The sequence below is a fragment of the Nocardia sp. NBC_00508 genome, from assembly GCF_036346875.1.
In the GTDB taxonomy this organism is placed as follows: Bacteria; Actinomycetota; Actinomycetes; order Mycobacteriales; family Mycobacteriaceae; genus Nocardia.
Genome location: NZ_CP107852.1, coordinates 1,179,951 through 1,205,762, shown reverse-complemented (window position 1 = coordinate 1,205,762; position 25,812 = coordinate 1,179,951). Strand labels below are relative to the sequence as shown.

Sequence of the window (25,812 nt, the reverse complement as noted above, 5' to 3'; positions counted from 1 at the left end):
TGAGGGCGCGGCGACGCTGCCGCTGGGTGAGAAGAGGGCGGGTTGCTACGCGGCGGTGTTCAGAGTGCGCCGAGTGCGGTAGTGGCGATGGCGGCCAGTGTCTCCCGGTCCGCGCCACCTCGGGCGGCCAGCCGCATGCCACTGATCGTGGCGATCACGAAATGGGCCAGTGCCCGTGGGTCCTTGTCCGGTGCGATCTCGCCTGCGCGCCTGGCATTGTCGAAAGCCTCGGAGAGTGCATCGCGTCGCTGTTGGAAGTCGGCCCGCAGGATCGCGGCCACCTCGGCGTCGCGCGGGGCCAGTTCGATTGTCGAGTTGAGCACCAGGCAGCCCAGTGGGTCGTCTTCCGGTGCCTCGACGATCTTCCACAACAGTGCGCGGATCTTCGGCAGTAGGTCGCCCTGGCGGTCGAGGAGTTCGAACGTCTCGGCGTTCTTGGTCGCCATGTAGCGGCGCAGGGCGCGCTGGAACAGATCGCGCTTGCTGGTGAACGTGTTGTAGATGCTGCTGCGGGCCAGTCCGGTCGCGGCGCAGAGGTCCTCGGTGGAGGTGGCCTCGTACCCCGTGCGCCAGAACGCCCGCATCGCCGCGTCCACCGCGCGGTCTTCGTCGAACAACCTGGGCCGTGCCATGGGTACACGCTAACACAGTTTTGAACAGATCGTTCCAATATGGTGAGAGCGTCCGCGCCACAGCACGACTCGGCGTAGCGGATCTCGACGCAGATTCATGAGGAACTCCTCCACGGCCGGTGTTGTCGTGCTGAATCGGGCGTCATGCGTCCAGCAGCGACCAGTGCGGCGAACGCGGCGCGTTTGCGGGCGCAGTCGTGATCGCGGTGCAACTGCATCGCGCGGTGTGCTTCGGCGAGCGGGAACGGCTGGGCGGGTGTATCGCATGTCCACGCTTCCGGCCACTGGATCGGGCGCAAACGGCACTGCGTACGGGCGGGCCTGCGTGCGGGTGCTCGGCGGCGCGGCTGGTTGGTGGGCCACACGCACCCGACACCGAGCAGTGCCACACCACATCCGCTGTTCTGTGAGCATCCCTCCGCAGCTCAGCGCCCGTAGGACACGAGCCTGGGCGACGGTGAGGCTTCCGTCTTGTCGGACCATGCGGTTATGGTGCTGCACGCACACAGCATTCGAAGGGCCGAAACGGATAGTCCGATGAAGTCGGCCATCCACCCAGAGGCCGGGCCGGTCCAGACGTAGTCTATCCGGCGCGCAGTGGTTCAAATCGAGCCGAAGCACTGGCAAGGAGGCTTGCGTCGAAGTCGCCTGGCTCGACGCCGGGCACGTCGGTGTCCGCGATTCGAAGAACCCGACCGGCCCGGCGTTGATCTTCGCACCGGGCGAGTGGGCAACGTTCACTGCCGGACTGAAGGATGGCGAATTCGATCGCTGGCAGCGAGATACGAACGGTGACCATTGACCTAACCGGCGCACAGTGGTTCAAGTCATCACGTAGCGGTCCAGCGAACGAGTGCGTCGAGGTCGCCTGGCTCGAGGCTGGGCATGTCGGTGTCCGCGATTCGAAGAACCCGACCGGCCCGGCATTGATCTTCGCACCGGACGAGTGGGACGCCTTCACCGCAGGCGTCCGTGACGCGGAGTTCAGCCGAGGGGCCTGACCCCGGACTCCCACCCGACCACGACGGCGCCCTGCACCCGGCTGCGGCGCAACTCCGGGACAGGGCCGTTGGCGCAATCGGCCGACCGTGCCGTCCAGCCGCACCACCGGCCAACTGGAGTGCGGGTGACGCCTTCATCGCCGCCGTATGTCGCCCTCCCGGTACCGGGGAGATCGCCGGTACCCGGAACCGTGGTTTGTCGTTCAGCCATCACGGTGAGACCGCGACGCCGAGCGTCTGGGCGGCCTCGAAGCGGGGGGCGCCTTCGCCGTAGCACGACTCGGCCTCGCGGATCTCGAAACCGGCGGTTGTCAGCAGGGAGCGGATGTCGCGGTTCAGGTGGCAGCCGCCGAACAGCCTTTTCTGTACGGGGTTCAGCCGGTTCTGCCAAACCTGCACCTTATGGTCTGGTGCGAGCCCGTGCTCGACGAAATGCAAGGTTCCACCGGGCGCCAGCACCCGCCGCACCTCGGCCAGCGCGGTCGCGATGTCGGGAATGGTGCACATCGTCCAGGTCGACAATGCGCAGTCGAAGGTGTTGTCCGCGAAGGGGAGGGCTTGCCCATCCAGCCCCGAGCGCTCGATCGGCACTGTAGTCGCGGCGATCCGCTTGCTCGCCAGCCGCCACCCGAGATCGGCGGGTTCCACCGCGCTGACCGACTCCACCGCCGCAGGATAGAACGGCACGTTGAGCCCCGAGCCGAACCCGATCTCCACGACCCGTCCGTGCAACCCGGCGCACACGCGCTCACGCAGCGGTTTGTTGACCCGCATCCCGCAGGCGACGTTCACGATCCGCGGGACGACCTGCTCGCCATAGATGCCCACACCCCCACTCTCGCAGGGATCGCGAGCCCAGACCAGAGGTATGCGGACGCTGTCGGGCTGCTGGAGCCCCGGGGCGGGCGGCGGTCTCGGTCCGGTGAACACGCCGGTCCGCCGACGGGGCCGCATAGTGCTGCTTTCGCGCCGCCGAACTGGGTGGTGGCGTTCTCACGTCGCTGAAATGGCGGCGTCGCCGTACGGCAGGAGTACGAGGCCGAGATGCCGCCGGGTGCGTGATTTGCCAGGCGTGCAGCCCGCGAAGCATTCGCGCTGTCGGACCGGGTGTTCGTACCCGGCGGCCGGGTCACGCTCATGGGATGCTGGCGCGGTGACGGTGTTCGAGGTGTGGGCGCCGCGGCCGGAGTCGGTGTGGCTGGACCTGGACGGCGTGGTCCACTCGATGACGCGGTCGCCGGACGGATGGTGGCGTGCCGACGTGCCCGCCGCGAGCGGGGCCAGGTACGGGTTCCTGCTGGACGACGACCCGGCCGTGCTGCCCGACCCACGCTCGCCGCGCCAGCCGGACGGGGTGCACGCCCGCTCGGCGCTGCATGCCCTCGATCCGGCGCTGTGGACCGACGCGGACTGGACCGGGCGGCCGCCGGCCGGGGCGGTCTACTACGAACTGCACATCGGGACCTTCACCGCGGCGGGCACCTTCGACGCCGCGATCGAGCGGCTCGACCACCTGGTCGAGCTGGGCGTCACCGTGGTCGAGCTGATGCCGGTGAACGCCTTCGACGGCACGCACAACTGGGGTTACGACGGTGTGCTCTGGTACGCGGTGCAGGAGAGCTACGGCGGCCCCGACGGACTGCAGCGGTTCGTGAACGCGTGCCATGCCCGCGGGCTGGCGGTCTGCCTGGACGTGGTCTACAACCACCTCGGCCCGTCCGGCAACTATTTGCCCCGCTTCGCGCCCTATCTCACGGAGGGCCGCAACACCTGGGGCCAGAGCCTCAACCTGGACGGCCCGCAGTCCGATCACGTGCGCAGGCACGTCATCGACAACGCGCTGCGCTGGCTGCGTGATTTCCACCTCGACGCGCTGCGCCTGGACGCGGTGCACGCCCTGGTCGACCGCACCGCCACCCACCTGCTCGCCGAACTCGCCGTCGCCACCGAACGCCTCGCCGCCCACGTACGCAGGCCGCTGACGCTGATCGCGGAGAGCGATCTGAACGACCCGAAAGTGATCACCCCGCGCGCGGCCGGTGGTTACGGGCTGACCGCACAGTGGAACGACGACCTGCACCACGCCGTGCACACCGCCGTATCCGGCGAGCGGCAGGGCTACTACGCCGACTTCGGCTCGCTGCGCTGCTTGGCCCAGACCCTCACACACGGGTTCTTCCATGCCGCAACGTATTCCAGCTTCCGTCGCCGCATCCACGGCCGTCCGATCGACCCGAGCCTGATCCCCGGCAGCGCGCTGCTTGCCTACACCTGCGATCACGACCAGATCGGCAACCGAGCCCTGGGCGATCGGCCGAGCGCTTACTTGACCGACGGCCAGTTGGCCATCAAAGCAGCTCTGGTGCTGTGCGGGCCGTTCACCCCGATGCTGTTCATGGGCGAGGAGTGGGGCGCCCGCACGCCGTTCCAGTTCTTCACCTCGCATACCGATCCGGTGATCGCCGCCGCGACCGCGGCCGGACGCAAGGACGAGTTCGCCGAGCACGGCTGGACCACCGACGAGGTGCCCGATCCGCAGGATCCGCGGACCTTCCAGCGCTCGAAGCTGGACTGGGCCGAACGGGAAGAACCGCGCCACGCCCGGCTGCTGTCCTGCTACCGCGCCCTGCTCGCGGTGCGCCGGGAACGGGCGGAGCTCAGCGACCCCTGGCTCACCCACGTTTCGGCAGATTACGACGAGGTCGCGCGCTGGATCGTCGTCCATCGCGGCACGCTGGCCCTGGTGTGCAATCTGGGCGAGGACCAGGCCGCCGTGCCGGTCGTCGGTCTCCCGCTGCAGTACTGGGAACCTCCGACCGTAGGCCCTTCCGCGACAACCGTTCCCGGTCACTCGTTCGCCTTGCTGGAAACGGCGCCGCCGGGCCCGCGATGAGCCCCCGGAAGGCCAAGTACCGGCCCCTTTCTGGGCATTTGTTAAATAACGTACGCACAACTGTCCGAGACAGGGGCTTTGCCGGATGTGATCCACGCCATTACCGTGGAGGAATGAGCAACGTCGCTTCCGGGGACCTTGCGGTTCTTCCCCCGGGAATGGGCGGCAGCGCTGCCGCCGAATTCGCACCGTTCGTGCGTGCTTTTGCGCGGGCATTCGGCAACCGCCGAGGTGCAGGCGCGGCGTTCACGCTGCACCGGTATGGCGAGCCGCTGCTGGACATCTGGATCGGCTCCGGTGGTGACGCTCCCTGGGCCAGAGACACCGGCACAATCATCTTTTCCGCCACCAAGGGAATCTCCGCCACGGTCGTGCACCGCCTCGCCGACCGTGGATTGCTCGACTATTCCGCCCCCGTCGCCGAGTACTGGCGGGAGTTCCGGGCCAACGGCAAGCACAAGATCACCGTCCGGCAGCTGATGACGCACCGAGCGGGACTGTCCGCCCTGGCTCCTATCGCCACCGGCTTGGCCGACGTGCTGGATCATCGGCTGATGGAGCAGCGCCTTGCCGCGGCGAAGCCGGACCGGCTGCTCGGCGTTCCCACCTACCACGCCCTGACCTTCGGCTGGTTGGTCGCGGGCCTGGCCCGCGCGATCACCGGCACCAGCCTGGCCGAGCTGTTCCGCACCGAGGTCGCCGAGCCGCTCGGCATCGACGATGGCCTGCACTTGGGCCGGCCGCCCGCGGACGCGGCGATCAGCTATGCGCCACTGGCGGGCACCCAGCTGAGTATGGCCGGAAAGCCGCTCGGCGCGGCGGTCCTCGGCCGCAGCCATCGGATTCCCGGCGCGCTCGGCGCCGCGACGCGCTGCCTGTTCCTGCCCGGTCTGGAAGCCATCCTGGAGGGCCCGCATCCGCCGATCCTGGACACCGAGCTGGGCGCGGGCAACGGCGTGTGCACCGCACCCGCGCTGGCCACGATGTACGGCGCGCTCGCCAACGACGGTGTCCTGGCCGGCCGCAGGTACCTCGGCGGCCATACCATGAAGGCGCTGCGCCGCATCGAGACCTACCAACCCGACCGCGCGCTGTTCTATGCGCCGATGCTGTGGCGGCTCGGCTACCACTCGCTGCCAATGCCGGGCGCGCACGCCGGGTTCGGGCACATCGGTCTCGGTGGCTCGTTCGGCTGGGCCGAACCGCGGCTGGGTCTGTCGGTCGGGTTCGTGCACAACCGGCTCTCCGCCGCCCAGCTGCACTACGACCAGTCGGCGGCCTTCTGGCTGCTGCCGCTCATGCTGAACTGCCTACGCGCGACACGCCGCCGGGTGCCGGTGACGGAGACGCCGAAGGCGGCCTGACGCCCGACGGGCAAGGATCTAGCCCATCGACGTGGCTGAACCGGCGGTGGCGAATCGACGTAGCCGGATCGGCGCGGCTGGACCGGCGTGGTCGATAGGCGGGGGCGGCACGGCTGCGGGATCGGCGCGGCTGGATCGACGTGGCCGAACGGGCGCGATCGGACCGGGATCGTCCGATCGACGTGGCCGATGGGCCTGGCTGAACCGGTGGTGGCGGGTCGGCATGATCGGATCGACATGGCCGTTCGGTGTGGCCAGACCGCCGGGGCGCATCGGCGCGGGCGTATCACGTAGCGGGACCGGCCGGGGCAGGATCGTCCGGGCCGGTGCGGCGGGACCGGTCCGGCCGGTCAGGTCAGGTAGCGGTAGGCGGGCGTGTCCGGCTCCAGGCGCTCGCACTGGATCGGGGAGTGCCGCATGCGTTCCAGCAGCGGCCCGAGGCCGTCCGGCGCGCCGAGTTCGATGCCGACCAGCGCCGCGCCCGTCTCGCGGTTGTTGCGCTTGACGTACTCGAACAGCGTGATGTCGTCGTCGGGGCCGAGCACCTCGTTGAGGAAGCGGCGCAGCGCGCCGGGTTCCTGCGGGAAGTCGACCAGGAAGTAGTGCTTGAGGCCGCGATGCACGAGCGAGCGCTCGATGATCTCGCCGTAGCGGGAGACGTCGTTGTTGCCTCCGGATACCAGGCACACCACCGTCGAGTGCGGCTGCACGGTGATCTCCGTCAGCGCCGTCACGGTGAGCGCGCCCGCTGGTTCGGCGATGATGCCCTCGTTCTGGTACAGGTCGAGCATGGTCGTGCAGATCGCGCCCTCGTCCACCTGCATCATCTGGAAAGCGCCTGCGCCTCTGGGGGATTCGGTGGTGGTCAACAGCGGCAGCGAGGCGTGCGAGACCACCCGCCCGCCGAAGCCGGACACCGCGGCGAACGGTACCGCGCCGACCCGGCGCACCGCGGCGCCGTCCACGAACGGATCGATCTCCGGCAACGTCACCGGGGCGCCCGCCACCAGCGCGGCGGTCATCGACGCCGCGCCCGCGGGCTCCACGCCGAGGATGCCGGTGCGCGGGGAACGCGCGCGCAGGTAGGTGCCGATACCGGCGAGGCAGCCGCCGCCGCCCACCGGCACGATCACCAGGTCGGGGGAGGCGCCGAGCTGGTCCAGGATCTCCGCGGCGATGGTGCCCTGACCGGCTGCGGTGCGCGCGTCGTCGAAGGGCGGCACCATGGTCGCGCCGGTGCGCGCGACGTCGTCGGCGGCGGCCGCGGCGGCCGCGTCGTAGGTCTCGCCGACGGCGATCAGCTCGACGGACTCGCCGCCGTGCGCCCGGATGCGATCGCGCTTCTGCTTCGGCGTCGTGGTCGGCACGTAGATGCGGCCGGTGATCCCCATCGTCTGGCAGGCGAACGCGACACCCTGCGCGTGGTTGCCCGCGCTGGCCGCGACCACACCCGCGGCGCGCTCGTCCTCGGTCAGCTGGATGACGAGGTTGTAGGCGCCACGCAGCTTGTAGGAGCGGACCGCGCCGAGGTCTTCGCGCTTGAGGTAGACGTTCGCCCCGGTCAGCTTCGAGAGCCGCTCGCTGCGCTGCAGCGGGGTCGGATCGATGACGTCGGCAATTCGCTTGGCGGCAGCATCGATCTCGTCCGCGGTGAGCGCGGGACGAGTAGCGGACAGTGCATCGAGGACCTCGAGCGGATTGGACACCCGAAATATGCTGCCACCTGCCGCAGCGGCGGGCTGCGGCGGGTGGCGGTCACACGGTTTCCACCTGCCCCGGGCTACCTGGGGGTGAGGACGAAGACGGGGATCTGGCGGTCGGTTTTGGTCTGATAGTTCGCGTAGTCCGGCCACACCGCGACCGCGCGCTCCCACCACAGCGCCTTCTCGTCGCCGAAGACCTCGCGCGCGGTGTAGTCCTTGCTGACCTCGCCGTCGCGCAGCTCGACGTGCGGTTCGGCCTTGATGTTGTGGTACCAGACCGGGTGCTTGGGCGCGCCGCCCAGCGAGGCGACCACGGCGTATTCGCCGTCGTGCTCCACCCGCATCAGCGGGGTCTTGCGCAGCTTGCCGGTCTTGGCGCCCTTGCTGGTCAGCAAGACGACGGGCTTGCCCTGCAGCGTCGTAGCCTTGGTGCCGGCGGAGCCCTCGTAGCTCTCGGCTTGCTCACGGGCCCAGCCGGATGTGCTCGGTTCGTATTCACCTGTCAATGGCATGTCTGCGGCAACGCGGTAGTGATTCGATGTGTTCCCACGACAAAGTTCGCTCGCCCGAACTTTGATTTCCGACTACCCTGAGGACATGGCAGTGGTGCACCCTCCGGCACGCGGCGCGACGGTCGACATCGCCGGTAGCGCGTGGCCGGTATACAAGCTCGACGCGGTCGTCGTCGGGCTGGTGACCTGCCTGGCGCTGGCGGTGATCACCGGATCGCTGCAAATCGCGGTGCTGGCCGCGGCCGCGGTGGGTACGACGCGATGGCTCGTCGGGCTGGCGGCCGGCCGCCGCGACTCGTCGGCCGGCAAAGCGTCGTAGTCGCACACCTGCGGGGTGTGGCGATCGCCGGAGATCACAAATCGATCAATTCCTCGACGTGTCGCGCGTCACTGTAATAGCTATCTGCTACTACAGTCGTCGCCTATGCCGTCGAATGTCATGAGAGCGCTGCTCGTAGCAGCTGGAGCGGTCGTGGCCGTTGTGCCTTCGGTCGCGTTCGCCCCGTCGGGGGAGGCGGAGATCATCAGCCTGCCGGCGCACGAAAAGCAATTCACCTCGCCGAACGGAATGATCTTCATGGTCGGAAGCCGGGACGAGACGATCAATCGCATCCCACCGCTGAACATGATGGGAACGACGAGAGAGGCTTTCGTCAGCGGCACCGCCTACGCCCGGCTGGAAGGCGACGCCGCGGGCAAGCTCCGGATCGGTTATCACGTCGGCTGCGCCGTGAGTATCGGCAGCGGCACCATAGGTTTTCAGCCCGAGATCGTCATCGCGCCACAAGCATTTCTCAACATCGGACCGGTCGCCGTCCTCGACCTCGCCCCCGGTGAGGTCGTCGAGGTGCCGATCCGGGAGAAGGAGTTGATCCCCGGCAAGCTCGTCCAGATCGTCATGCGCGACTTCCACCTCCGGGTCAACGCGTGCAGCGGCCCGGTGACGCTGCGCCAGTACGCCTACGTCGATCTCGAGACGCCCGAGTTGGACGACTCCGGCGCGGTTTTCGGGGATCCCGGCTGGCTCTGACTCGCGGATACGGCCTCGTCCGTTAACGTTCTCCCGTAGGGCCCGCGATGAATTCGAGTAGTCGAATACGCGAGTCACGGGGACGTTGCCAGCGGGAGGATGGGGCCCATGAAGCGCCTGGTTGTGTGTTGCGACGGCACCTGGAAGGCCGAGTCGAGCAGCACGGTATCCAATATCATCAAGATCGCCCAGACGGTACGGTTCGACGCGCCGGGGCCCGCGGGGGAGACGATCCAGCAATGGGTTACCTATGTGTCCGGCCCCGGCGCCCGCGGATTTCTCTCCGACCGCCTGATGGGCGGGGCCTTCGGGCTCGGGCTCGAGGCGAACCTCTCGTCCGCATACTGGCATCTAGCCCTGAACTGGGAAAAGGGCGACGAGATATACATTTTCGGCTTCAGCCGCGGCGCCTTCACCGCCCGCAGTTTGGCCGGCCTGATCAGCCGTATCGGCATCATGACCCCGGAAGCAATGATCAACGGCAAGTACCCGGACGCGCTGCGGATGTATCGGCAGCGGCCGCCCGGGAAGACCCCGGAGAACCCGGATCCGCCGGAACCCGCCGAGTGGAAGGACTTTCGCCGGAAGTACTGCAGGAAGGCCAAGATCGACTTCCTCGGCGTGTTCGACACCGTCGGCGCATTGGGCGTACCAGGGTTGACTTCGCTGCGGCACCGGTTCCACGACGTCAAGCTCTCGCGACACGTGTACTGCGCGCGCCAAGCCCTGGCCATCGACGAGCGGCGGCGCAACTTCGAGCCGTCGGTCTGGGAGGTGCCGGTCGAACCGACCGTGAAGTACCGTCGCGGGTTCGAGCGGGTCAAACAGGTGTGGTTTCCGGGCGTGCACAGCGATATCGGCGGCGGCTACGCCGAATGCGGCCTGTCCGACGCCACCTTGCAGTGGATGGTCAGCGAGGCGGAATCGGTCGGTCTGGCCTTCGACCGGGACCGACTGGCGGAGCTGTCGAAACGCTGTCGGGCCGCGGGCGGGGACCACATGCGGCTGCACGACTCGCTCGGCATCGGCTACCGCATCCTGAATGTGGTCCGCACGCTTCGCCGCCCGCGCAGCCGCCGCTTCCACTGGGATTCCTGGCGCCGGATGTCCATGCCGACCGATCAGGGCGTCCGGCTGGCCTCCAGCACCCAGGACGCGCTGGACTACCAGCCCACCAACCTGCAGCGGTGGCGCGGGGAGCTCGGCGGCGTGTTCCCGGAACAGATCTTCGAGAAGGTCGACGCGGTGACTGCCGCGTCGACGCCCGAACGCTCAGCGCACCAGTAGCGCGACCGGCAGCCGGGCGAACACCTTCTCCAGCCGGGCTCGCCCCTGGAACGTGTGACCGGTCAGCCGGTCGGTCCAGTTGCCCGAGGGAAGGTCGAGGAACGTGTCGCCCCACCCGCTTTCGGCCAGGCCGACGCTGTGGCGGGTGGCGGCGACGATCACCTCGGGTGCTTCGCCCGTGCGGCCGCGCGCGTAGGACACCACCTTGCTCGCGTGGTCGCCGGTGGCGAACAGCGGACGGTAGCTGCCGCCGACGAAGCAGTCGGGACGCTCGCGGCGCAGCCACAGCGCGTAGGCGACGATCCACATCTTCGCCGCGCCGGTGGTGTCCAATGCCGGTGTGCCGGTGAGTGATTGCAGCATGCCCGCGCGGGCGGCGAAATCGACCGGACGACGGTTGTCCGGATCGACGAGGGAGTCCTCCCACAGCTCGCAGCCCTGGTAGATATCCGGGATGCCGGGGCCGCACAGCTGCAGCAGCTTCTGCGCCAACGAGTCCGACCAGGCGTGCGGAGCCAGCTCGTGCACCAGGTCACCGAGCTCCGAGCCGACCGGCCCGTCGATCACCGCGTCCAGCCAGGTGTGCACGGCGGCCTCGAAATCGGCGTCCGGCTCCTCCCAGGAGGTCTTGCTGTTCGCCTCCCTGATCGCCTTCTCGGCGAAGACGTGCAGGCGTTCGCGCAGGCCCGGCACCGACGCGGCGGGCCGGCCGTCCGCAGGCCACACGCCGAACATGTTCTGCAGCAGGAACAGCGCGGTCGCGCCGTCCGGGGCCGGCGTGGTCTCCAGCCAGGATTCGACACCGCGCGCCCAGGGCTCCGCGGCCTGGGACAGCACGCCGATGCGGGCGCGCACGTCCTCCCCGCGTTTGGTGTCGTGCGTGGACAACGTCGTCAAGGTCGCGGGCCAGCGCTGCGCGCGTTGACTGTTGGACAGGTGGAACTCGTTGAGCGAGTGGCCGAACCGGGCCGGGTTGCCGCCCACCTCCTGCAACGAGACCAACCGCCCGGCCTGATAGAACATGGTGTCCTCGACTGCCTTGGCGGTCACCGCCCCGCACACCTGGCTGAAGCGCACCGCCGCGCCCGAGTCGGCGGCCAGCGCCGCGACCAGCACCGCAAGCGGGGCGGTGAGCTCGCTGTTGCGTTTCTCCACCTCGGCGATCACCGCGCCGACCATCCCGGCCAGCGGCGCGTAGTCGGCCCGGTAGACCGGCATGAACGCGAGCACCTCGATGGTGGCGTTGGTCAGGGCCATCGTGTCGAAGCTCTCGGCGTTCGCGTCCTGCTTGATCGCGGCGACCAGCCGCCGGACCTCCGGCGCCAGAATGCTTTCCGCGACCGCGCGCTTGATCCGGTGCTCGGTCTCGCCGATCCACGCGCGATCGCCGCCGTGCCCGGCGACGCGCCGCGACAGTTCGGTGAGCGCCGGTTCGCCCCGCGGATCGATCAGCACGCCGCCGAAGTCGGCCAGCGCCTCGTAGCCGGTGGTGCCGTCCACCGGCAGTGTCTCGTCCAGTGGCTCGCGGTTGGCCAGGATCTTCTCCACCAGCAGCAGCCGGTGCGGGCCGATGAGCCTGCGCAGCCGGGCGAGGTAGCCGACGGGGTCGGACAGTCCGTCCGGATGATCGACCCGCACGCCGTCGATCAGATCGTGCTCGCACCAGGCGGCGAGCTCGCGGTGGGTGATGTCGAAGACCTCGGGGCTCTCCTGTCGGAGCGCGGCCAGGCTGCTGACCGCGAAGAACCTCCGGTACGTGCACAACCCGGCCTTCCAGCTCACCAGACGGTAGTGCTGTTTGTCGTGGATGCGCAGCGCGTTGTCGCCGTCGGTGCCCGGCGCGATCGGGAAACGCAGATCGTGCAGCGCCAGCATGGGTTCGGCGCCGGAGCGGTCGACGGTCAACGCGGCCGGGTCGTTCTCGCTCTGCAGCACCGGCAGCGCCAGCCGCCCGCCCGCGCCGTTGCCCGGGCTCCAGTCGATGTCGAAATACTGCGCGAACCTGGACTCCTGGCCGTTCCGCAGCACGTCCCACCACCAGGCGTTCTGCCGCGGGTCGGCGACGCCGACATGGTTGGGCACCAGGTCGACGATCAGGCCCATGCCGCGGCTGCGCACTTCGTCGGCGAGAGCCTTGAGGCCGGTCGGCCCGCCGAGGGCCGCGGCGACCGTGGTCGGGTCGGTGACGTCGTAGCCGTGCGTGGAGCCGTGCGCCGCGGTCAGGATCGGCGACAGGTAGAGATGCGAAATGCCGAGTTGCTGCAAGTATTCCGCGATAGCGCGGGCTTCGGCGAAAGTCAGCGCGTCCGGTCGTAGCTGTAGCCGGTAGGCGCTGCGGATCGTCGTCGGGCGGGCGGGCTTGCGGCGCAGGGATACCGGGTCGGTCACGTGCATCTCAGTGGAATCGGGTGCGTTCATCGGCATTCGGGTCAGGCAACCTGGCGGAGGACGAGCAGACAGCGAGCTTCGACGGTAACGGTGGCGCCGCCGGCGTACCCGGTGTCGGCCAGGCCGGTCGGGGTCGAGCAGTCCAACGCCACCGACCAGTCCGCGTCGTCGTCGGTGCCGGGTAGCGCGAAGTCGATGGCCTCGTCGTGGGCGTTGAAGCAGAGGAGGAACGAGTCGTCGGTGATGCGCTCCCCGCGTGGCCCCGACTCGGGAATGCCCGCGCCGTTGAGAAAGACCGCCAGCGACTTGCCGAATCCGCTGTCCCAGTCCGCCGCGGTCATCTCCTCCCCCGACGGGGTGAGCCACGCGATCTCGCGGGCCTGGCCGGTCGGCCGCAGCGGCCCGGCGAGGAACCGCCTGCGCCGGAAGACGGGGTGCTCGGTGCGCAACGCGATCACGGTGCGGGTGAACGCGAGCAGATCGGCATTCGTTTCCCGCAGCGACCAGTCCATCCACGCCAACGGCGAGTCCTGGCAGTACACGTTGTTGTTGCCGTACTGGGTGCGGCCCATCTCGTCGCCGTGCGCGAGCATCGGCACGCCCTGGCTGAGCACCAGCGTCGCCAGCAGGTTGCGGCTCTGGCGGTCGCGCAGGGCGAGGATCTCCGGATCGTCGGTCCGGCCTTCGACGCCGCAGTTCCACGACCGGTTCCAGCTCTCGCCGTCGCGGTTGCCCTCGCCGTTGGCCTCGTTGTGTTTCTCGTTGTAGGACACCAGGTCCCGCAAGGTGAATCCGTCGTGCGCGGTGACGAAGTTGATGCTCGCGCTGGGCCTGCGCCCGGTGGCCTCGTACAGGTCGGAGGAGCCGGTGAGCCGAGAGGCGAACTCGCCCAGCGTCGCCGCTTGGCCGCGCCAGTAGTCGCGCACGGTGTCCCGGTATTTGCCGTTCCACTCCGTCCAGAGGCCGGGAAAATTGCCGACCTGGTAGCCGCCCTCGCCCACGTCCCATGGCTCCGCGATGAGCTTGACCTGGCTCACCACCGGGTCCTGCTGCACCAGATCGAAGAACGTCGACAGCCGGTCCACGTCGTGCAGTTCGCGCGCCAGCGTCGCGGCCAGGTCGAATCGGAATCCGTCGACGTGCATGTCCAGGATCCAATAGCGCAGCGAGTCCATGATCAGCTGCAGGGTGTGCGGATGACGCACGTTGAGACTGTTTCCGGTGCCGGTGTAATCCATGTAGTGCGACGGGTCGTCGTCGACCAGGCGATAGTAGGCGGCGTTGTCGATGCCACGGAAGCCGATCGTCGGGCCGCGGTGGTTGCCCTCGGCGGTGTGGTTGTAGACCACGTCGAGGATCACCTCGATGTCCTCGGCGTGCAGCGCCCGCACCATCGCCTTGAACTCGGTGACCGCCGAACCGGCGCGGTCGATCGCCGCATACTCGTTGTGCGGCGCCAGGTAACCGAAACTGTTGTAACCCCAGTAGTTCCGCAGCCCCTGGTCCAGCAGCACTCGATCGTGCAGGAACTGGTGCACCGGCATCAGCTCGATCGCGGTGACGCCCAACCCCTTCAGATGGTCGATGACCGCAGGGTGCGCGATGCCGGAGTAGGTGCCGCGCAATTCCTCGGGCACCTCGGGATGCGTCATCGTCATGCCCTTGACGTGCGCCTCGTAGATCACCGTCTCGTGGTAGGGCCGGTGCGGCGCGCGGTCGGCGCCCCAGTCGAAGTACGGGTTGATCACCACGCCGGTCATGGTGTGGCCGAGCGAATCCAGCCCATAGGTGTAAAGCGACGGGTGATCGCCGAAGTGTCCGTCGAAGGCCTTGCCGTACGGATCGAGCAGCAGTTTGCTCGGATCGCACCGTAATCCGCGGTCGGGGTCGCAGGGCCCGTGCACCCGGTATCCGTAGCGCTGGCCGGGCTCCACCGCGGGGAGGTAGGCATGCCAGACATAGCCGTCGACCTCGTCGAGCGCGATCCGGGTTTCGGCGTCGTCCCCGGCGATGAGGCAGAGTTCGACCGCGTCGGCAACCTCCGAGAACACCGAGAAATTGGTACCAGCTCCGTCGTAGGTGGCGCCCAGGGGATAGGCGGTGCCGGGCCAGACACCCAGTGGTGTCGCGTCGCTGGGCGCTGCGTCGGGCTGAGCCATGGCAACGACAGTAGCGGCAGCGGAACGTTCGCCTGTGCGGGTGGTCTGGCTGGGTGAGTCAGGGGAGGTCGGAGCCGTTTTCCAGCCAGCGGCGGCGATAGCCGAGGCGTACGGCGAGGCGCGCGAGGCCACCGAGCGGCTGGTCGGCGTGGTCGCGTTCCCGCGTGGCCGGTCCGTCCGGGCGTGCAGGAATGGCTCTGGTCCGGACTCCCTTCGTGCTCCCGCAGCTCGGATGTTAACTTGAACGGTGTTCAAGGAGCCTCGGGCGGGCCGGGGCCGGGACGCGAGGATTCCTGTGGCACTGACCCCTGACGAGATCACCGCCCTCGACGCGAAGCATGTCTGGCATCCGTACGGCGGCTTCCCCGCGACGACCGAGCCGCTGGTGGTGGCGGGCGCCGCGGGAACCAGGCTGACCCTGGCCGACGGGCGCGAGCTGGTCGACGGCATGAGTTCCTGGTGGGCCGCCATCCACGGCTACCGGCATCCGGTGCTCGACGCCGCACTGGCCGCCCAGTCGCGGCGGATGAGTCATGTGATGTTCGGTGGGCTCACCCATGAGCCCGCGGTCCGGCTGGCCGAGCTGCTGGTCGACGTGACGCCCGCCGGTCTGGACAAGGTGTTCCTGTGCGACTCCGGCTCGGTGTCGGTGGAGGTTGCCGTCAAGATGTGCCTGCAGTACTGGCGTTCGCTGGGCGAGCCGGGGAAGCGGCGGCTGCTCACCTGGCGCGGCGGCTATCACGGCGACACGTTCACGCCGATGAGCGTGTGCGACCCGGAGGGCGGCATGCACTCGCTGTGGACCGACGTCCTGGTGGACCAGCTCTTCGCACCCGTACCGCCGCGCGACTACCGGCAGGGGTATGTCGCGGAACTGGAGCGCATGCTCGCCGCGCACGCCGACGAACTCGCGGCGGTCATCGTGGAGCCTGTCGTCCAAGGCGCGGGCGGGATGCGCTGGCATCACCCCGGCTACCTCGCCGACCTGCGCAGGCTGTGCGACGAGCACGGCGTGCTGCTGGTCTTCGACGAGATCGCGACCGGATTCGGCCGCACCGGAACCCTTTTCGCCGCCGATCAGGCCGGAGTGAGCCCGGACGTGCTGTGCGTCGGCAAGGCGCTCACCGGCGGCTATCTCACGCTGGCCGCCGCGCTGTGTACCGCGCGGATCGCCGAGACGATCAGCGCGGCACATGGCGGTCTCATGCACGGGCCTACGTTCATGGGCAACCCGCTGGCCTGCGCGGTCGCGGTCGCATCGATCGAGTTGCTGCGCTCGCGCGACTGGCGCGGCGAGGTGGCGCGGATCGAGGCCGAGCTGGAGGCGGGCCTCGCCCCGGTGCGCGAGCTGCCGAATGTGGTCGAGGCGCGGGTGCTCGGCGCGATCGGTGTGATCGAGCTGGACCGCCCGGTGGACATGCGCGCCGCCACCGATGCCGCGGTCGCGGCCGGGGTGTGGCTGCGTCCGTTCCGCAACCTGGTGTACGCCATGCCGCCGTTCATCAGCACCTCGGACGATGTCGGGACGATCACCGCCGGGATGCGGGCGGCGGTCGCCGCGCAGTCCGATCGGTGACCTCGGTCGAGCGATCCAGGGCGGGACGATCGTGCCGTCGCTGTCCCGTCCCGCCGCTTCCGCCGACGAGGTGACGATGGCGGTGAATCCTTCGCCGGTGCCGACCTGACGCAGCACGTTCGCAAGGATCATCGTATCGCCCTCGGCCGCAGTGAGTTTCGTGAGTTCAACGGGTCCGTGAATCATTCGCGGCCGCGGGTGTCGGCGATGTCCGGACGATCGCTGTCGGACAACACTTCCCAGACTCGGAAGATGCAGTGGTATTCGTCGGACCAGCCGCGCACCATCAGCAAGTAGGTGTCGCCGTCACGCAGGACGACGCGGCGGCCGCGCAGTTTGGGATGCTCGGGGGTGTAGGTGGGCAGCACGCCGGCCAGCTTGGCCAGTGCCTGTGCGCGGGTGCCGACCACTTCCGCGAGAATCCGGGGTGACCAGCGCTTGTGATCGCCCGAGCCCGTTGTTTCCTCGACGACTATCGCCCACCGCGGCATCCGGCCGTTTCCTCCGGGGTGAAGCTTCGTCACCGCAGGCCGGTGACGCCACCAACGATGCAACAACGGTACCAGCCGGGTCGGCGGCTAGCCGTCCTGAACGGCGTTCAAGTATGCTGCGGAGCTGTGACTACCGATCCGTTGAGCTGGTTGGACGAGCGCGCCGCCGCGCGGGTGGCCGCGGGGCTGCGCCGTGAGTTGCGGCCGCGCGCCCCGCAGATGCCCTCGATCGATCTCGCCTCCAACGACTACCTCGGGCTGGTCCGCCACCCCGCGGTGCTCGACGGCGCGATCGAGGCGGTGCGCCGCTGGGGCGCCGGATCGACCGGGTCTCGTCTGGTCACCGGCACCACCGCCGAGCATGAGCTGCTGGAGACCGAGCTGGCCGAATTCGTCGGCGCCGAAGCCGGACTCGTGTTCGCCTCCGGGTACGCGGCCAACCTCGGCGCGGTCACCGCGCTCGCGGGCCGCGGCTCGCTCGTGGTCTCCGACGCGGGCAGCCACGCATCGCTGGTGGACGCCTGCCGCCTGTCGCGAGCACGGGTGGAGATCGCGCCGCACCGCAATGTGGCGGCGGTGGGCCTGCTGCTGGCGGAGCGCACCGAGGAGCGGGCGCTGGTGCTCACCGATTCTGTGTTCAGCGCCGATGGAGACCTCGCTCCTCTGGCCGAGCTGCATCGGGTGACCAGGGCCAATGGTGCGGTACTCGTCGTGGACGAGGCGCACGGCCTCGGTGTGCGCGGCGCGGGCGGGCGTGGGCTGGTGCACGAACTCGGGCTGGCCGGGGCGCCGGATCTGGTGATCACCGCGACGCTGTCGAAATCCCTTGCCGCGCAAGGCGGTGTGGTGCTGGCCAGTGCGCGGGTGCGCGCCCACCTGATCGACGCCGCGCGCACATTCATCTTCGATACCGGTCTCGCGCCCGCTGCCGTCGGTGCGGCGCGGGCCGCGTTGCGCCTGTTGCGCTCGGAACCGGAACTGGCCGGGCGGGTACTCGAACGCGCCGCGGACATCGCCCGGATCGCGGGTGTCCCCGCCCCGGATTCGGCGGTGGTTTCGGTTGTACTCGGCCCCGCGCAGGTGGCCTTCGACGCGGCTCAGGCGTGCCGGGCGCGCGGGCTCGACGTGGGCTGCTTCCGTCCGCCGTCGGTTCCGGAGGGCACCTCGCGCTTGCGGCTGACCGCGCGAGCCAACCTCACCCCGGCCGAACTCGACACCATCGCGACGGTGCTCGGTGAGGTGCTGGCCGAGGCGCGGGGAGCGGTGCCGGCATGACCATCCTGCTGATCACCGGAACCTCCACCGACGTCGGCAAGACGGTCGTCACGGCCGCCGTCGCCGCCGCCGCTCTGGCGGACGGTCGCTCGGTGGCGGTGTGCAAACCAGGTCAGACCGGTGTCGCGGTCGGTGCACCCGGCGACCTCGCCGAAATCCAGCGCCTGTCCGGCGTCACCCGGACGCTCGAACTCGTCCGCTATCCGGACCCGCTGGCGCCCGACACCGCCGCCCAGCGTGCCGGTCTGCCGGAGCTGACCCTCGCCGAAACCGCGGCAGCCATCGACGCTCTCTCCGACGCCGATCTCGTCCTCGTCGAAGGCGCGGGCGGATTGCTTGTGCGGCTGGGCGATTTCACGCTGCTCGACCTCGCCCAGAAACTCGGCGCCCCGGTCCTGCTGGTCACCGCCGCTGGTCTGGGAACCCTCAACCACACCGAACTGACCACCCGCGCGCTGCAGTCGGCGGGCGTGCGGTGCACGGGCCTGGTGATCGGCTCCTGGCCCGCCGAACCCGACTTGGCCGCGTCGTGCAACCGCACCGACCTGACCCGGGTAACCGGCGTCGACCTCGTCGGCGCGATCCCCGCGGGCGCGGGCCGCTGGGACCGGGAACGTTTCACGGCCGCGGCCCCCGGCTGGTTCGAACCCGCCTGGTCACCCGGAATGCTCGGTCCCCTCGGCTGACGCGTTACGCGACCGGAGCGTCCTGGCGTTCCGGCGCTGCCCATGGCTGGGGCGACGCTACCCTGAGAACGCCATGGAGAACGAGGAATTCGCCAACCTGATCACAGGCACGGGGATCGGTTCGATCACGCTGGTCGAGCCGGGTTCGTCGGTAGTGGCGCGGGTCCCGCAGGCATGGCGGCCGATCGCGTCTTCGGTCTCCTCCCACATTCGGTGCGAGTCGGCGCTGGCGCTGTGGAATCTCGATTTCCTGCTGTCGCTGCCGCGGTTCGCCGCGGCTCTCCAACGGGATCTCGCCGACGTGCGGGTGGGTCTGCTGCGCGGCGACTGGGTGCTGTGTTACGCCATCCGGCGGCGTTATCGGCCTTTCCTGGTGCGTATCGGTTGGCATCCGGAGACGTTCGGCGCAGGCGACCCGCCGCACTGGGGCTGTGTTCCGGAGCCATTGCGGTTCTTCCTCGCCGCGGTTCACGCCGGATTCACCGCGCCGGACGGATCGTACGGGCCGCTTCGGCCACGGCAGATGGAGCTGTACGAGGACATTCCCGAGTGCGACTACCGGGTGCGGAACTGGGACGCCGAGGCGTATGTGCCCAGCGACCGGGTGATGCTCCTGGCCAAGGCCGCCGGAATCTTCAATTGCTGTGTGTCGCCGGACTTTCCGTCCGGCACGATGGGGCGCGAAGCCGATGGCAACATCTCGCATGCCGAGCAGTTCGACCTCTGCTTCGACGAATTCCTGAGTACCGGTTTCGACGTCGATACAGACGTGGCCATCGAGGCCGAGCAGCTGGCGGAGGTGTCCGGCCCGGGCACCGCGACGCTCGAGATAGCTCCCGACGCGCTGCGGGCAGCCGCCGCGAGCCTCCCGCCGGTGGCGCGAGCGGTCGGAGTCGTCTCGAGACTCACCGAAGCCGGGGCGCGTCACCGAGTCGACGAGTGTCTCGACGAGCTGTTGCGCCATCTCCCGGTGCCGGTGTCGCTGCACTACCCGAACGGCCGCGGAACCGTGGCGCCATGCGACGACGGGATCGGGACGGAGTATCCGGTGCTGAGTATCCGGCTGAGATGCGTTCTCGTCGGCCCGCCGGAGCACGAGACCGCGCAGTACCTCGGACTCATCACCGGCGGGTCCCGCCACCTCGGATGGCGTGTCGACGATCCCGGCGACGGGCCGTCCCGGCGCCTGCGCACCCCCGACTACTACCAGTTCGTCGTCACCGATGTCGGAGGCACGATCCAGATCGACGTCGAGTCGCCCGGCTTTCCTCGAACCGCCGCCCAGCGGTGAATGGCCTGGCGACGTCGCATCCGAAACACGGAATCGCTCCCGAGGACAACGAACTCGGCTGGCGGATCTCGCTCGGCAAGCTCGCCGCGACGGCCGCGAAGGTGCGCTGACCAGCAGAGAGCCTGTGCGATAGCGGTGGCGTCGCGCGTCTCGGGGGCACGGCTCGCGGTGGACCGGGCCGCCCGACACGCCCGCGCCGGTGCTGCCGTCATGGTAACCGTCCGCACCCGTGCCTACAGTGGGGTGGATGTCGCCGTTGGACGAGAGGCACCCGTCCACCGTCTCCGACTGGGATGACGCGCGACGCCGAGCTCGGCTGCGGGACACGGGCCTGGGGCACGGGTGGAAGACGTTGCGCCGCACCAGGGTGACGGTGCTGCGGGTCGCCGCACTGCTACTGGCCGGGCTCGTGGTGTTCGCACAGTACTGGAAATACGACGTCGTGCCGGAACAGGCGCGATTGGCGCGCACCGACCCGGCCATCCTGCCCGTCGCCCCGCCGGTGGACCCGAAGAATTGGGACACCGTCGTGGTGGACCTGGTCGGATTGGGCGGCCTGGACGCCAGAGACACCGCCGCCGCGCTGCCCGCCCTGCGCACGATGGGCATGGTGTGGGCGATCCGCTACGACAATCAAGGCATCGATACCAAGGTGATCGCCGACCTGATCGTCCGCGCCGCGGAACTGTCCGGGCTGAAGAACGTGGTGCTGGTCGGGCACAGTATGGGCGGGGTGATCGCGCTGGAGGTCGCCGAGCACATCCACCGGGACAGCGACCGCAGGCTGGTCGGCGTGATCCTGGACTGCACGCCGATGGACCTGAACGCGGTCCGCCTGGAGAGCCGCGGGCGCGGCGAGGACATGCTGCGCTGGATGGGGTGGTTGCCCGGCGCCAGGGAAAGCCGCCTGCTGCGTTTGACCGTGGAGTCCTACGCCCGCCGCGAACGGTTCCTCGACCGTGGCGAAGGACTGCCCGGCATCCGGTTCGGCGAGCTGGGCGAGGTGCTGCGGGAGGTGCTGCGGGAGAAGATCCTCTCGGGCGACGCCGCGAGCAACGGCCTGATCGAGTCCCAGTTCACCGCCATCGTGGCGGGTGGTGCGGCGGACAATCTCCGCGCCTTGGCCGAACCCGTGCCCGAGAAGCCGAGGCCCGCCATCGTTTTCATCCGTCCGCGCGATGCGGGCCGAGACCGCGTGGTCGATGTGGAGTATTCCCACCAAGTGCTGATCGAGCGGTCCGGCGGCGTGGACGGCACGCTGCTGGTGGTGCTCGCGCGAAACACCGGGCACGCCAATCCGATGCAGCGTCCGCGGGAGTACAACACGGTGATCGAACAGCAGGTACTACCGTTCGTCCAGCGCTACCAGCAGCAGGTTCGAGGGACGACGGTGGCGGCGCCGCCCCGCTGACGGAGGTTCGAACCAGGCTGAGACAAACCGTTCTCCTGCCGGATTCGACTTGTTTCAATTCGCCTATGTTCCGACCAAGCACGTTCCGGTCCGGCCTCCGTAGCCGCACGACCGCCGCATTGCTCGCCGTGGCAACCGTTGCGACCCTGGGACTCACCGGCTGCGCGAACGACGACAAGCCGGTCGGTCCCACCACCGACGGGCCGCTGCCCACCGAGGTTCCGGCGGGCACCACCCTCGTGATCGCCGACCAATCCGAGCGCCTGCAGTCCGTCCTGCGTATCTCCGGTGAACTCGACAAACTTCCGTTCACGGTGGAGTTCGCCAACTTCGTCGGCGGCCCTGCCATTCTCGAGGCGTTCCGCGCAGGCGCCGCCGATGTGGCGCAGGTGGGCGACGTTCCCCCGATCCACGCGCTGGTGGCCGGGCAGGACGTTCCGATCATCGCGGCCTACCAGACCAGCACCACCGCGCTGAAACTCGCGGTGGCGCCGGGCAAGCCGGTGTCCACGCTGGCGGATCTGAAGGGCAAGAAGATCGCCTACGCCGAGGGCACCGCCCAGCAGGCCGCCGTGCTGCGCGCGATCGACAAGGCCGGACTGAAAACGTCCGACGTACAGCTGGTGCGGTTGCAGCTGGCCGAGTTCCTCGACGCGGTGCGCACCGGCCAGGTCGACGTCGCCCCGCTGATCGAACCGAACGTCACCCGGTTCCTGCGCACGCCGGGCACTTCGCTGATCCCCGACTCCGAGACCGCGGGCATCTACGGCGGCCTCGCCTACCTGTATGCCCGCCGCGCCGTCGTGCGGGACCCGGCCAAGGCGGCCGCCACCCGCGCCCTGGCCGGTGCGTTCGTGCGCGCCTACCAGTGGGCCAACACGCATCCCGAGGAGTGGGCGCGCCGCTACTACGTCGAGAACCAAAAGGTGAGTGCGGACGACGCCGAGCGCATTGTGGACTCGTTGGGCACGTACGTCTTCCCGCACCTGGACCAGCAGCTCGTCGACCGCCAGCAGTCCACCATCGACGCTATCGCCGAAGCGGGGGAATTGCCCAAGAAGGTGCAGGCCGCCAACGGCTTCGACCTGCGTTTCGACGCCGCGATCACCCAGGCGGTCACCGAGAGCGGTGCCGCGTTCGAACCGAAGGCACGCTGATGGCAACGCTGGACGCCGGAGTACTGCACCGCATCGGCCTCGGCCGTTCCGGGCCGGAACCGATACTCGCCAAACGCAAGATCGCCCGCCCGCGACTCGGGCCGGGCCGCCCGATCCCGTTCGGCATCGCCGTGGGACCGACGTTGCTGGTCGCCGTGTGGGTGGCCGGGTCGGCTTCGGGCGCCTTGGATCCGGAGACCCTCCCCGCGCCGTGGACGGTCGCGCAGACCGCCGGTGACCTGCTCGCCGACGGCCGCTTGCAGAGCAACCTGCGCACCTCCGTGCAGCGCGCCGTGATCGGGCTCGGCCTCGGCGTCGCCATCGGCTTGGTGCTCGCGCTGCTGGCCGGGCTGAGCCGGATCGGCGAGGCATTGGTGGACGGGCCGATCCAGATCAAGCGCGCCATTCCCACGCTCGCGTTGATCCCGCTGTTCATCGTGTGGTTCGGCATCGGCGAGGAAATGAAGCTGCTGGTCATCACCACCAGCGTGGCGGTGCCGATCTACCTGAACACGCACGCGCACTTGCGCAGCGTCGACGCGGGATACCTGGAACTCGCCCAGACCGTGCAGCTGTCGCGCTGGGGGTTCGTCCGCCGGATCGCTTTGCCGGGATCGCTGCCCGGATTCTTCACCGGCCTGCGGCTCGCGGTCACCATTTCCTGGCTGGCACTCGTCGTCGTGGAACAGGTCAACGCGACCAGCGGTATCGGCTATCTCATGACCCAGGCCCGCACCTACGGCCAGATCGACGTCATCGTGGTCGGCTTGGTGATCTACGGCCTGCTCGGCCTGTTCGGCGACATCCTGGTGCGCGCCGCGGAAAGGAAGGCGCTGTCATGGCGACAGACACTCGCGGACTGAATGTGGTCCGCGCCAGGCAGCTGCGACGCGGGTTCGGCGACCGGGTCGTGCTGCGCGATCTGGATATCGACATCGCCCGCGGCGAGTTCGTCGCGCTGCTCGGCCGCAGCGGCTCCGGCAAGAGCACGTTGCTGCGGGCACTGGCCGAACTGGACTACGACGTGCCGGGATCCGGTGAACTGAGTGTGCCCACCGAACGTTCGGTGGTGTTCCAGGACTCCCGGCTGCTGCCATGGGCGCGGGTGCTCGACAACGTGACCCTCGGGCTCAGCGGCTCCGAGGCGGCCGAGCGCGGACGCTCCGCGCTGGCCGAGGTCGGCCTTGCGGGGCGGGAGAAAGCCTGGCCCAAGGAGCTTTCCGGTGGCGAGCAGCAGCGCGTCGCGCTGGCGCGGTCGCTGGTGCGAGAGCCGGAGCTGCTGCTGGCCGACGAACCTTTCGGCGCGCTCGACGCGCTGACCCGGATCAAGATGCACGCACTGCTGCAGGACCTGTGTGCCAGGCACCGGCCCGCCGTGCTGCTGGTCACCCACGATGTGGACGAGGCCGTGCTGCTGGCCGACCGCGTCTTGGTGCTCGACGACGGGCGCATCGCGGTGGATCAGCGCATCGACCTGGAACGTCCACGCCGCCATGGTGATCCGGCGTTTCTGCGGCACCGATCTCTGCTATTGGCCAGCCTGGGTGTCGGCGTGGAGACGCCCGCCGACGACGAAGAGAAGAAAGCCTCATGACCACACCACGCCAACTCAGCCTCAACGCGTTCATCTACCCCTCCGGTCACCACGAAGCCGCGTGGCGGCATCCGTGGAGCAGCCCGGAGCGGATCTACGATGTCGCCTACTACCAGGAGATCGGCCGTACCGCCGAGGCGGCGAAGCTCGACGCGGTGTTCTTCGCCGACGGTCCTGCGCTGCGCACCAACGTGAAGCACAACGCGGCCTCCGGATTGGAGCCGATCACTCTGCTCACCGCGATCGCCACGGCCACCACGCATCTCGGTCTCATCGCCACCGCGTCGACCACGTACTACGAGCCCTACAACCTGGCCAGATTGTTCTCCACGCTGGACCACATCTCCGGTGGCCGCGCGGGCTGGAACATCGTCACCACGGGAACGGATCTCGCCGCGGCGAACTTCGGGCTGGACCAGCACCCCGACCACGCCGAAAGGTACGCGCGGGCACGGGAATTCGTCGACGCCGTGGTGGCGCTGTGGGACAGCTGGGAGGACGACGCCATCGTCCTGGACCAGGCTTCCGGAGTGTACGCCGACCCCGGCAAGATCCACCGGATCGACTTCGCGGGCGAATACCTGCGGGTGCGCGGGCCGTTCAACGCGCCGCGTACGCCGCAGGGGCACCCGGTGCTGGTACAGGCGGGCGCGTCGAACGAGGGCCGCGCGTTCGCGGGCAAGTACGCCGAGGCGATCTTCACCGCGCACCAGCGGCTGAGCGACGCGCAGGCGTTCTATGCCGACATCAAGGCGCAGGCCCGCGGTTTCGGCCGCGACCCGGAGCACGTCAAGATCCTGCCCGGCATCAGCCCGTTCATCGCCGATACCGAGGCGGCGGCCAAGCGACTGGAACGCGAGTTCAACGAGCTCACCGTGCCGGAATACGGCCTGGCCCAGCTGGAGGGCGTCGTCGGGATCAGCCTGCGGCACCTGCCGCTGGACGATCCGATTCCGGTCGAACTGTTCGACACGGCAGGAGATGTCACCGACAACGGACAGAGCCGCTTACAGGTCGTCGCGGGCATCGTGCAGCGGGAACGGCCGACCGTGCGCGGTCTGCTGCACCGCCTCGCCGGTGCGCGCGGTCACCGGGTGTTCGCCGGGACCCCCGAGCAGGTCGCCGACACCATCGAGGAGTGGTTCCGCAATGGCGCCGCGGACGGTTTCAACGTGATGCCGCCGTACTACCCGGGAGGACTGGAGGTCTTCGCCGAGACGGTCGTGCCGATCCTGCAGGAGCGCGGTCTGTTCCGTACCGAGTACACCGGCACCACCCTGCGCGACCACTTCGGCCTGCCGCGTCCGGAAAACCGATTCACCCGGGAGCCCACGCTGACCCATTGAGCGCCACGGGCGAAAC

General features: G+C 69.1%; 22 protein-coding genes and 1 pseudogene. 16 read left to right on the top strand and 7 right to left on the bottom strand.

Translation table 11 applies throughout. The annotated features are described in order from the left end of the window. Positions 1-59: 59 nt before the first annotated feature. Positions 60-632, bottom strand: a complete 573-nt coding sequence (locus OHA40_RS05305; RefSeq protein ID WP_330231947.1) for a TetR/AcrR family transcriptional regulator — start codon at positions 630-632, stop codon at positions 60-62. A gap of 652 nt (positions 633-1,284) precedes the next feature. On the opposite strand from OHA40_RS05305, the pseudogene OHA40_RS05300 reads away from it, so the two are divergent. Both OHA40_RS05300 and OHA40_RS05295 read left to right on the top strand, forming a co-directional pair. Further along, positions 1,285-1,434 (top strand): annotated as a pseudogene (locus OHA40_RS05300) (DUF397 domain-containing protein); the annotation flags it as partial. Beyond that, complete coding sequence (locus tag OHA40_RS05295; RefSeq protein ID WP_330231946.1) at positions 1,424-1,633, top strand: DUF397 domain-containing protein; 210 nt, start codon at positions 1,424-1,426, stop codon at positions 1,631-1,633. The pseudogene OHA40_RS05300 and the gene OHA40_RS05295, both read left to right, overlap by 11 nt. A 210-nt stretch (positions 1,634-1,843) precedes the next feature. On the opposite strand, the gene OHA40_RS05290 is transcribed toward OHA40_RS05295, so the two are convergent. Next, positions 1,844-2,461 (bottom strand): class I SAM-dependent methyltransferase, encoded by a 618-nt coding sequence (locus OHA40_RS05290; RefSeq protein WP_330231945.1) that lies wholly within the window; start codon positions 2,459-2,461, stop codon positions 1,844-1,846. A gap of 325 nt (positions 2,462-2,786) precedes the next feature. Here OHA40_RS05290 and treZ point away from each other — a divergent pair, with 325 nt between their 5' ends. Then, positions 2,787-4,526 carry a malto-oligosyltrehalose trehalohydrolase gene (treZ, locus tag OHA40_RS05285; RefSeq protein WP_330231944.1) on the top strand — a complete coding sequence of 580 codons (1,740 nt, stop codon included), beginning with the start codon at positions 2,787-2,789 and terminating at the stop codon, positions 4,524-4,526. 113 nt (positions 4,527-4,639) lie between these two features. Next, on the top strand, positions 4,640-5,890 hold the full coding sequence (locus OHA40_RS05280; protein ID WP_330231943.1) for a serine hydrolase domain-containing protein: 1,251 nt from the start codon (positions 4,640-4,642) through the stop codon (positions 5,888-5,890). 350 nt (positions 5,891-6,240) lie between these two features. On the opposite strand, the gene ilvA is transcribed toward OHA40_RS05280, so the two are convergent. Next, on the bottom strand, positions 6,241-7,596 hold the full coding sequence (ilvA, locus tag OHA40_RS05275) for a threonine ammonia-lyase IlvA (RefSeq protein ID WP_330231942.1): 1,356 nt from the start codon (positions 7,594-7,596) through the stop codon (positions 6,241-6,243). Positions 7,597-7,670: 74 nt separating this feature from the next. Continuing rightward, positions 7,671-8,105, bottom strand: coding sequence for a nitroreductase family deazaflavin-dependent oxidoreductase (locus OHA40_RS05270; protein ID WP_330231941.1), 435 nt, complete (start codon positions 8,103-8,105; stop codon positions 7,671-7,673). 85 nt (positions 8,106-8,190) lie between these two features. On the opposite strand from OHA40_RS05270, the gene OHA40_RS05265 reads away from it, so the two are divergent. From OHA40_RS05265 to OHA40_RS05255, 3 genes are all read left to right on the top strand, one after another. Next, entirely contained in the window at positions 8,191-8,424 is a 234-nt protein-coding gene (locus tag OHA40_RS05265) for a hypothetical protein (RefSeq protein WP_330231940.1), read from the top strand. 153 nt (positions 8,425-8,577) lie between these two features. Further along, positions 8,578-9,135, top strand: coding sequence for an MspA family porin (locus tag OHA40_RS05260; protein ID WP_330231939.1), 558 nt, complete (start codon positions 8,578-8,580; stop codon positions 9,133-9,135). Positions 9,136-9,243: 108 nt separating this feature from the next. After that, a complete protein-coding gene (locus tag OHA40_RS05255) occupies positions 9,244-10,422 on the top strand; it encodes a DUF2235 domain-containing protein (RefSeq protein WP_330231938.1) in 1,179 nt (392 codons plus the stop codon). Here the strand turns inward: OHA40_RS05255 and treY are convergent. Both treY and glgX read right to left on the bottom strand, forming a co-directional pair. Beyond that, complete coding sequence (gene treY / locus OHA40_RS05250) at positions 10,408-12,816, bottom strand: malto-oligosyltrehalose synthase (RefSeq protein WP_330234053.1); 2,409 nt, start codon at positions 12,814-12,816, stop codon at positions 10,408-10,410. The two genes, OHA40_RS05255 and treY, sit on opposite strands and share 15 nt — an antisense overlap. Before the next feature lie 35 nt (positions 12,817-12,851). Next, positions 12,852-14,969, bottom strand: a complete 2,118-nt coding sequence (glgX, locus tag OHA40_RS05245) for a glycogen debranching protein GlgX (RefSeq protein ID WP_330231937.1) — start codon at positions 14,967-14,969, stop codon at positions 12,852-12,854. Positions 14,970-15,264: 295 nt separating this feature from the next. Here glgX and OHA40_RS05240 point away from each other — a divergent pair, with 295 nt between their 5' ends. Next, positions 15,265-16,545 (top strand): adenosylmethionine--8-amino-7-oxononanoate transaminase, encoded by a 1,281-nt coding sequence (locus tag OHA40_RS05240; protein ID WP_330231936.1) that lies wholly within the window; start codon positions 15,265-15,267, stop codon positions 16,543-16,545. A 182-nt stretch (positions 16,546-16,727) separates the two neighbouring features. Here the strand turns inward: OHA40_RS05240 and OHA40_RS05235 are convergent, their stop codons facing one another. Continuing rightward, complete coding sequence (locus OHA40_RS05235; RefSeq protein WP_330231935.1) at positions 16,728-17,036, bottom strand: hypothetical protein; 309 nt, start codon at positions 17,034-17,036, stop codon at positions 16,728-16,730. Between the two features lie 126 nt (positions 17,037-17,162). On the opposite strand from OHA40_RS05235, the gene OHA40_RS05230 reads away from it, so the two are divergent. From OHA40_RS05230 to OHA40_RS05195, 8 genes are all read left to right on the top strand, one after another. After that, the gene (locus OHA40_RS05230; protein ID WP_330231934.1) at positions 17,163-18,311 is read left to right on the top strand and encodes an 8-amino-7-oxononanoate synthase; all 1,149 of its coding nucleotides are present in this window, start codon (positions 17,163-17,165) and stop codon (positions 18,309-18,311) included. After that, complete coding sequence (bioD, locus tag OHA40_RS05225; protein ID WP_330231933.1) at positions 18,308-18,997, top strand: dethiobiotin synthase; 690 nt, start codon at positions 18,308-18,310, stop codon at positions 18,995-18,997. The genes OHA40_RS05230 and bioD overlap by 4 nt, the downstream gene beginning before the upstream one ends. Before the next feature lie 73 nt (positions 18,998-19,070). Next, positions 19,071-20,288 (top strand): hypothetical protein, encoded by a 1,218-nt coding sequence (locus tag OHA40_RS05220; protein WP_330231932.1) that lies wholly within the window; start codon positions 19,071-19,073, stop codon positions 20,286-20,288. A 247-nt stretch (positions 20,289-20,535) separates the two neighbouring features. Next, complete coding sequence (locus OHA40_RS05215) at positions 20,536-21,699, top strand: lipase family alpha/beta hydrolase (RefSeq protein ID WP_330231931.1); 1,164 nt, start codon at positions 20,536-20,538, stop codon at positions 21,697-21,699. Positions 21,700-21,764: 65 nt separating this feature from the next. After that, the gene (locus OHA40_RS05210) at positions 21,765-22,856 is read left to right on the top strand and encodes an ABC transporter substrate-binding protein (RefSeq protein WP_442943928.1); all 1,092 of its coding nucleotides are present in this window, start codon (positions 21,765-21,767) and stop codon (positions 22,854-22,856) included. Then, positions 22,856-23,719, top strand: coding sequence for an ABC transporter permease (locus OHA40_RS05205; protein ID WP_330231929.1), 864 nt, complete (start codon positions 22,856-22,858; stop codon positions 23,717-23,719). Before OHA40_RS05210 ends, OHA40_RS05205 begins: the two co-directional genes overlap by 1 nt. Continuing rightward, entirely contained in the window at positions 23,695-24,450 is a 756-nt protein-coding gene (locus OHA40_RS05200; protein ID WP_330231928.1) for an ABC transporter ATP-binding protein, read from the top strand. The genes OHA40_RS05205 and OHA40_RS05200 overlap by 25 nt, the downstream gene beginning before the upstream one ends. Further along, positions 24,447-25,796, top strand: a complete 1,350-nt coding sequence (locus tag OHA40_RS05195) for an LLM class flavin-dependent oxidoreductase (protein WP_330231927.1) — start codon at positions 24,447-24,449, stop codon at positions 25,794-25,796. Before OHA40_RS05200 ends, OHA40_RS05195 begins: the two co-directional genes overlap by 4 nt. The last annotated feature ends 16 nt before the right edge of the window (positions 25,797-25,812 follow it).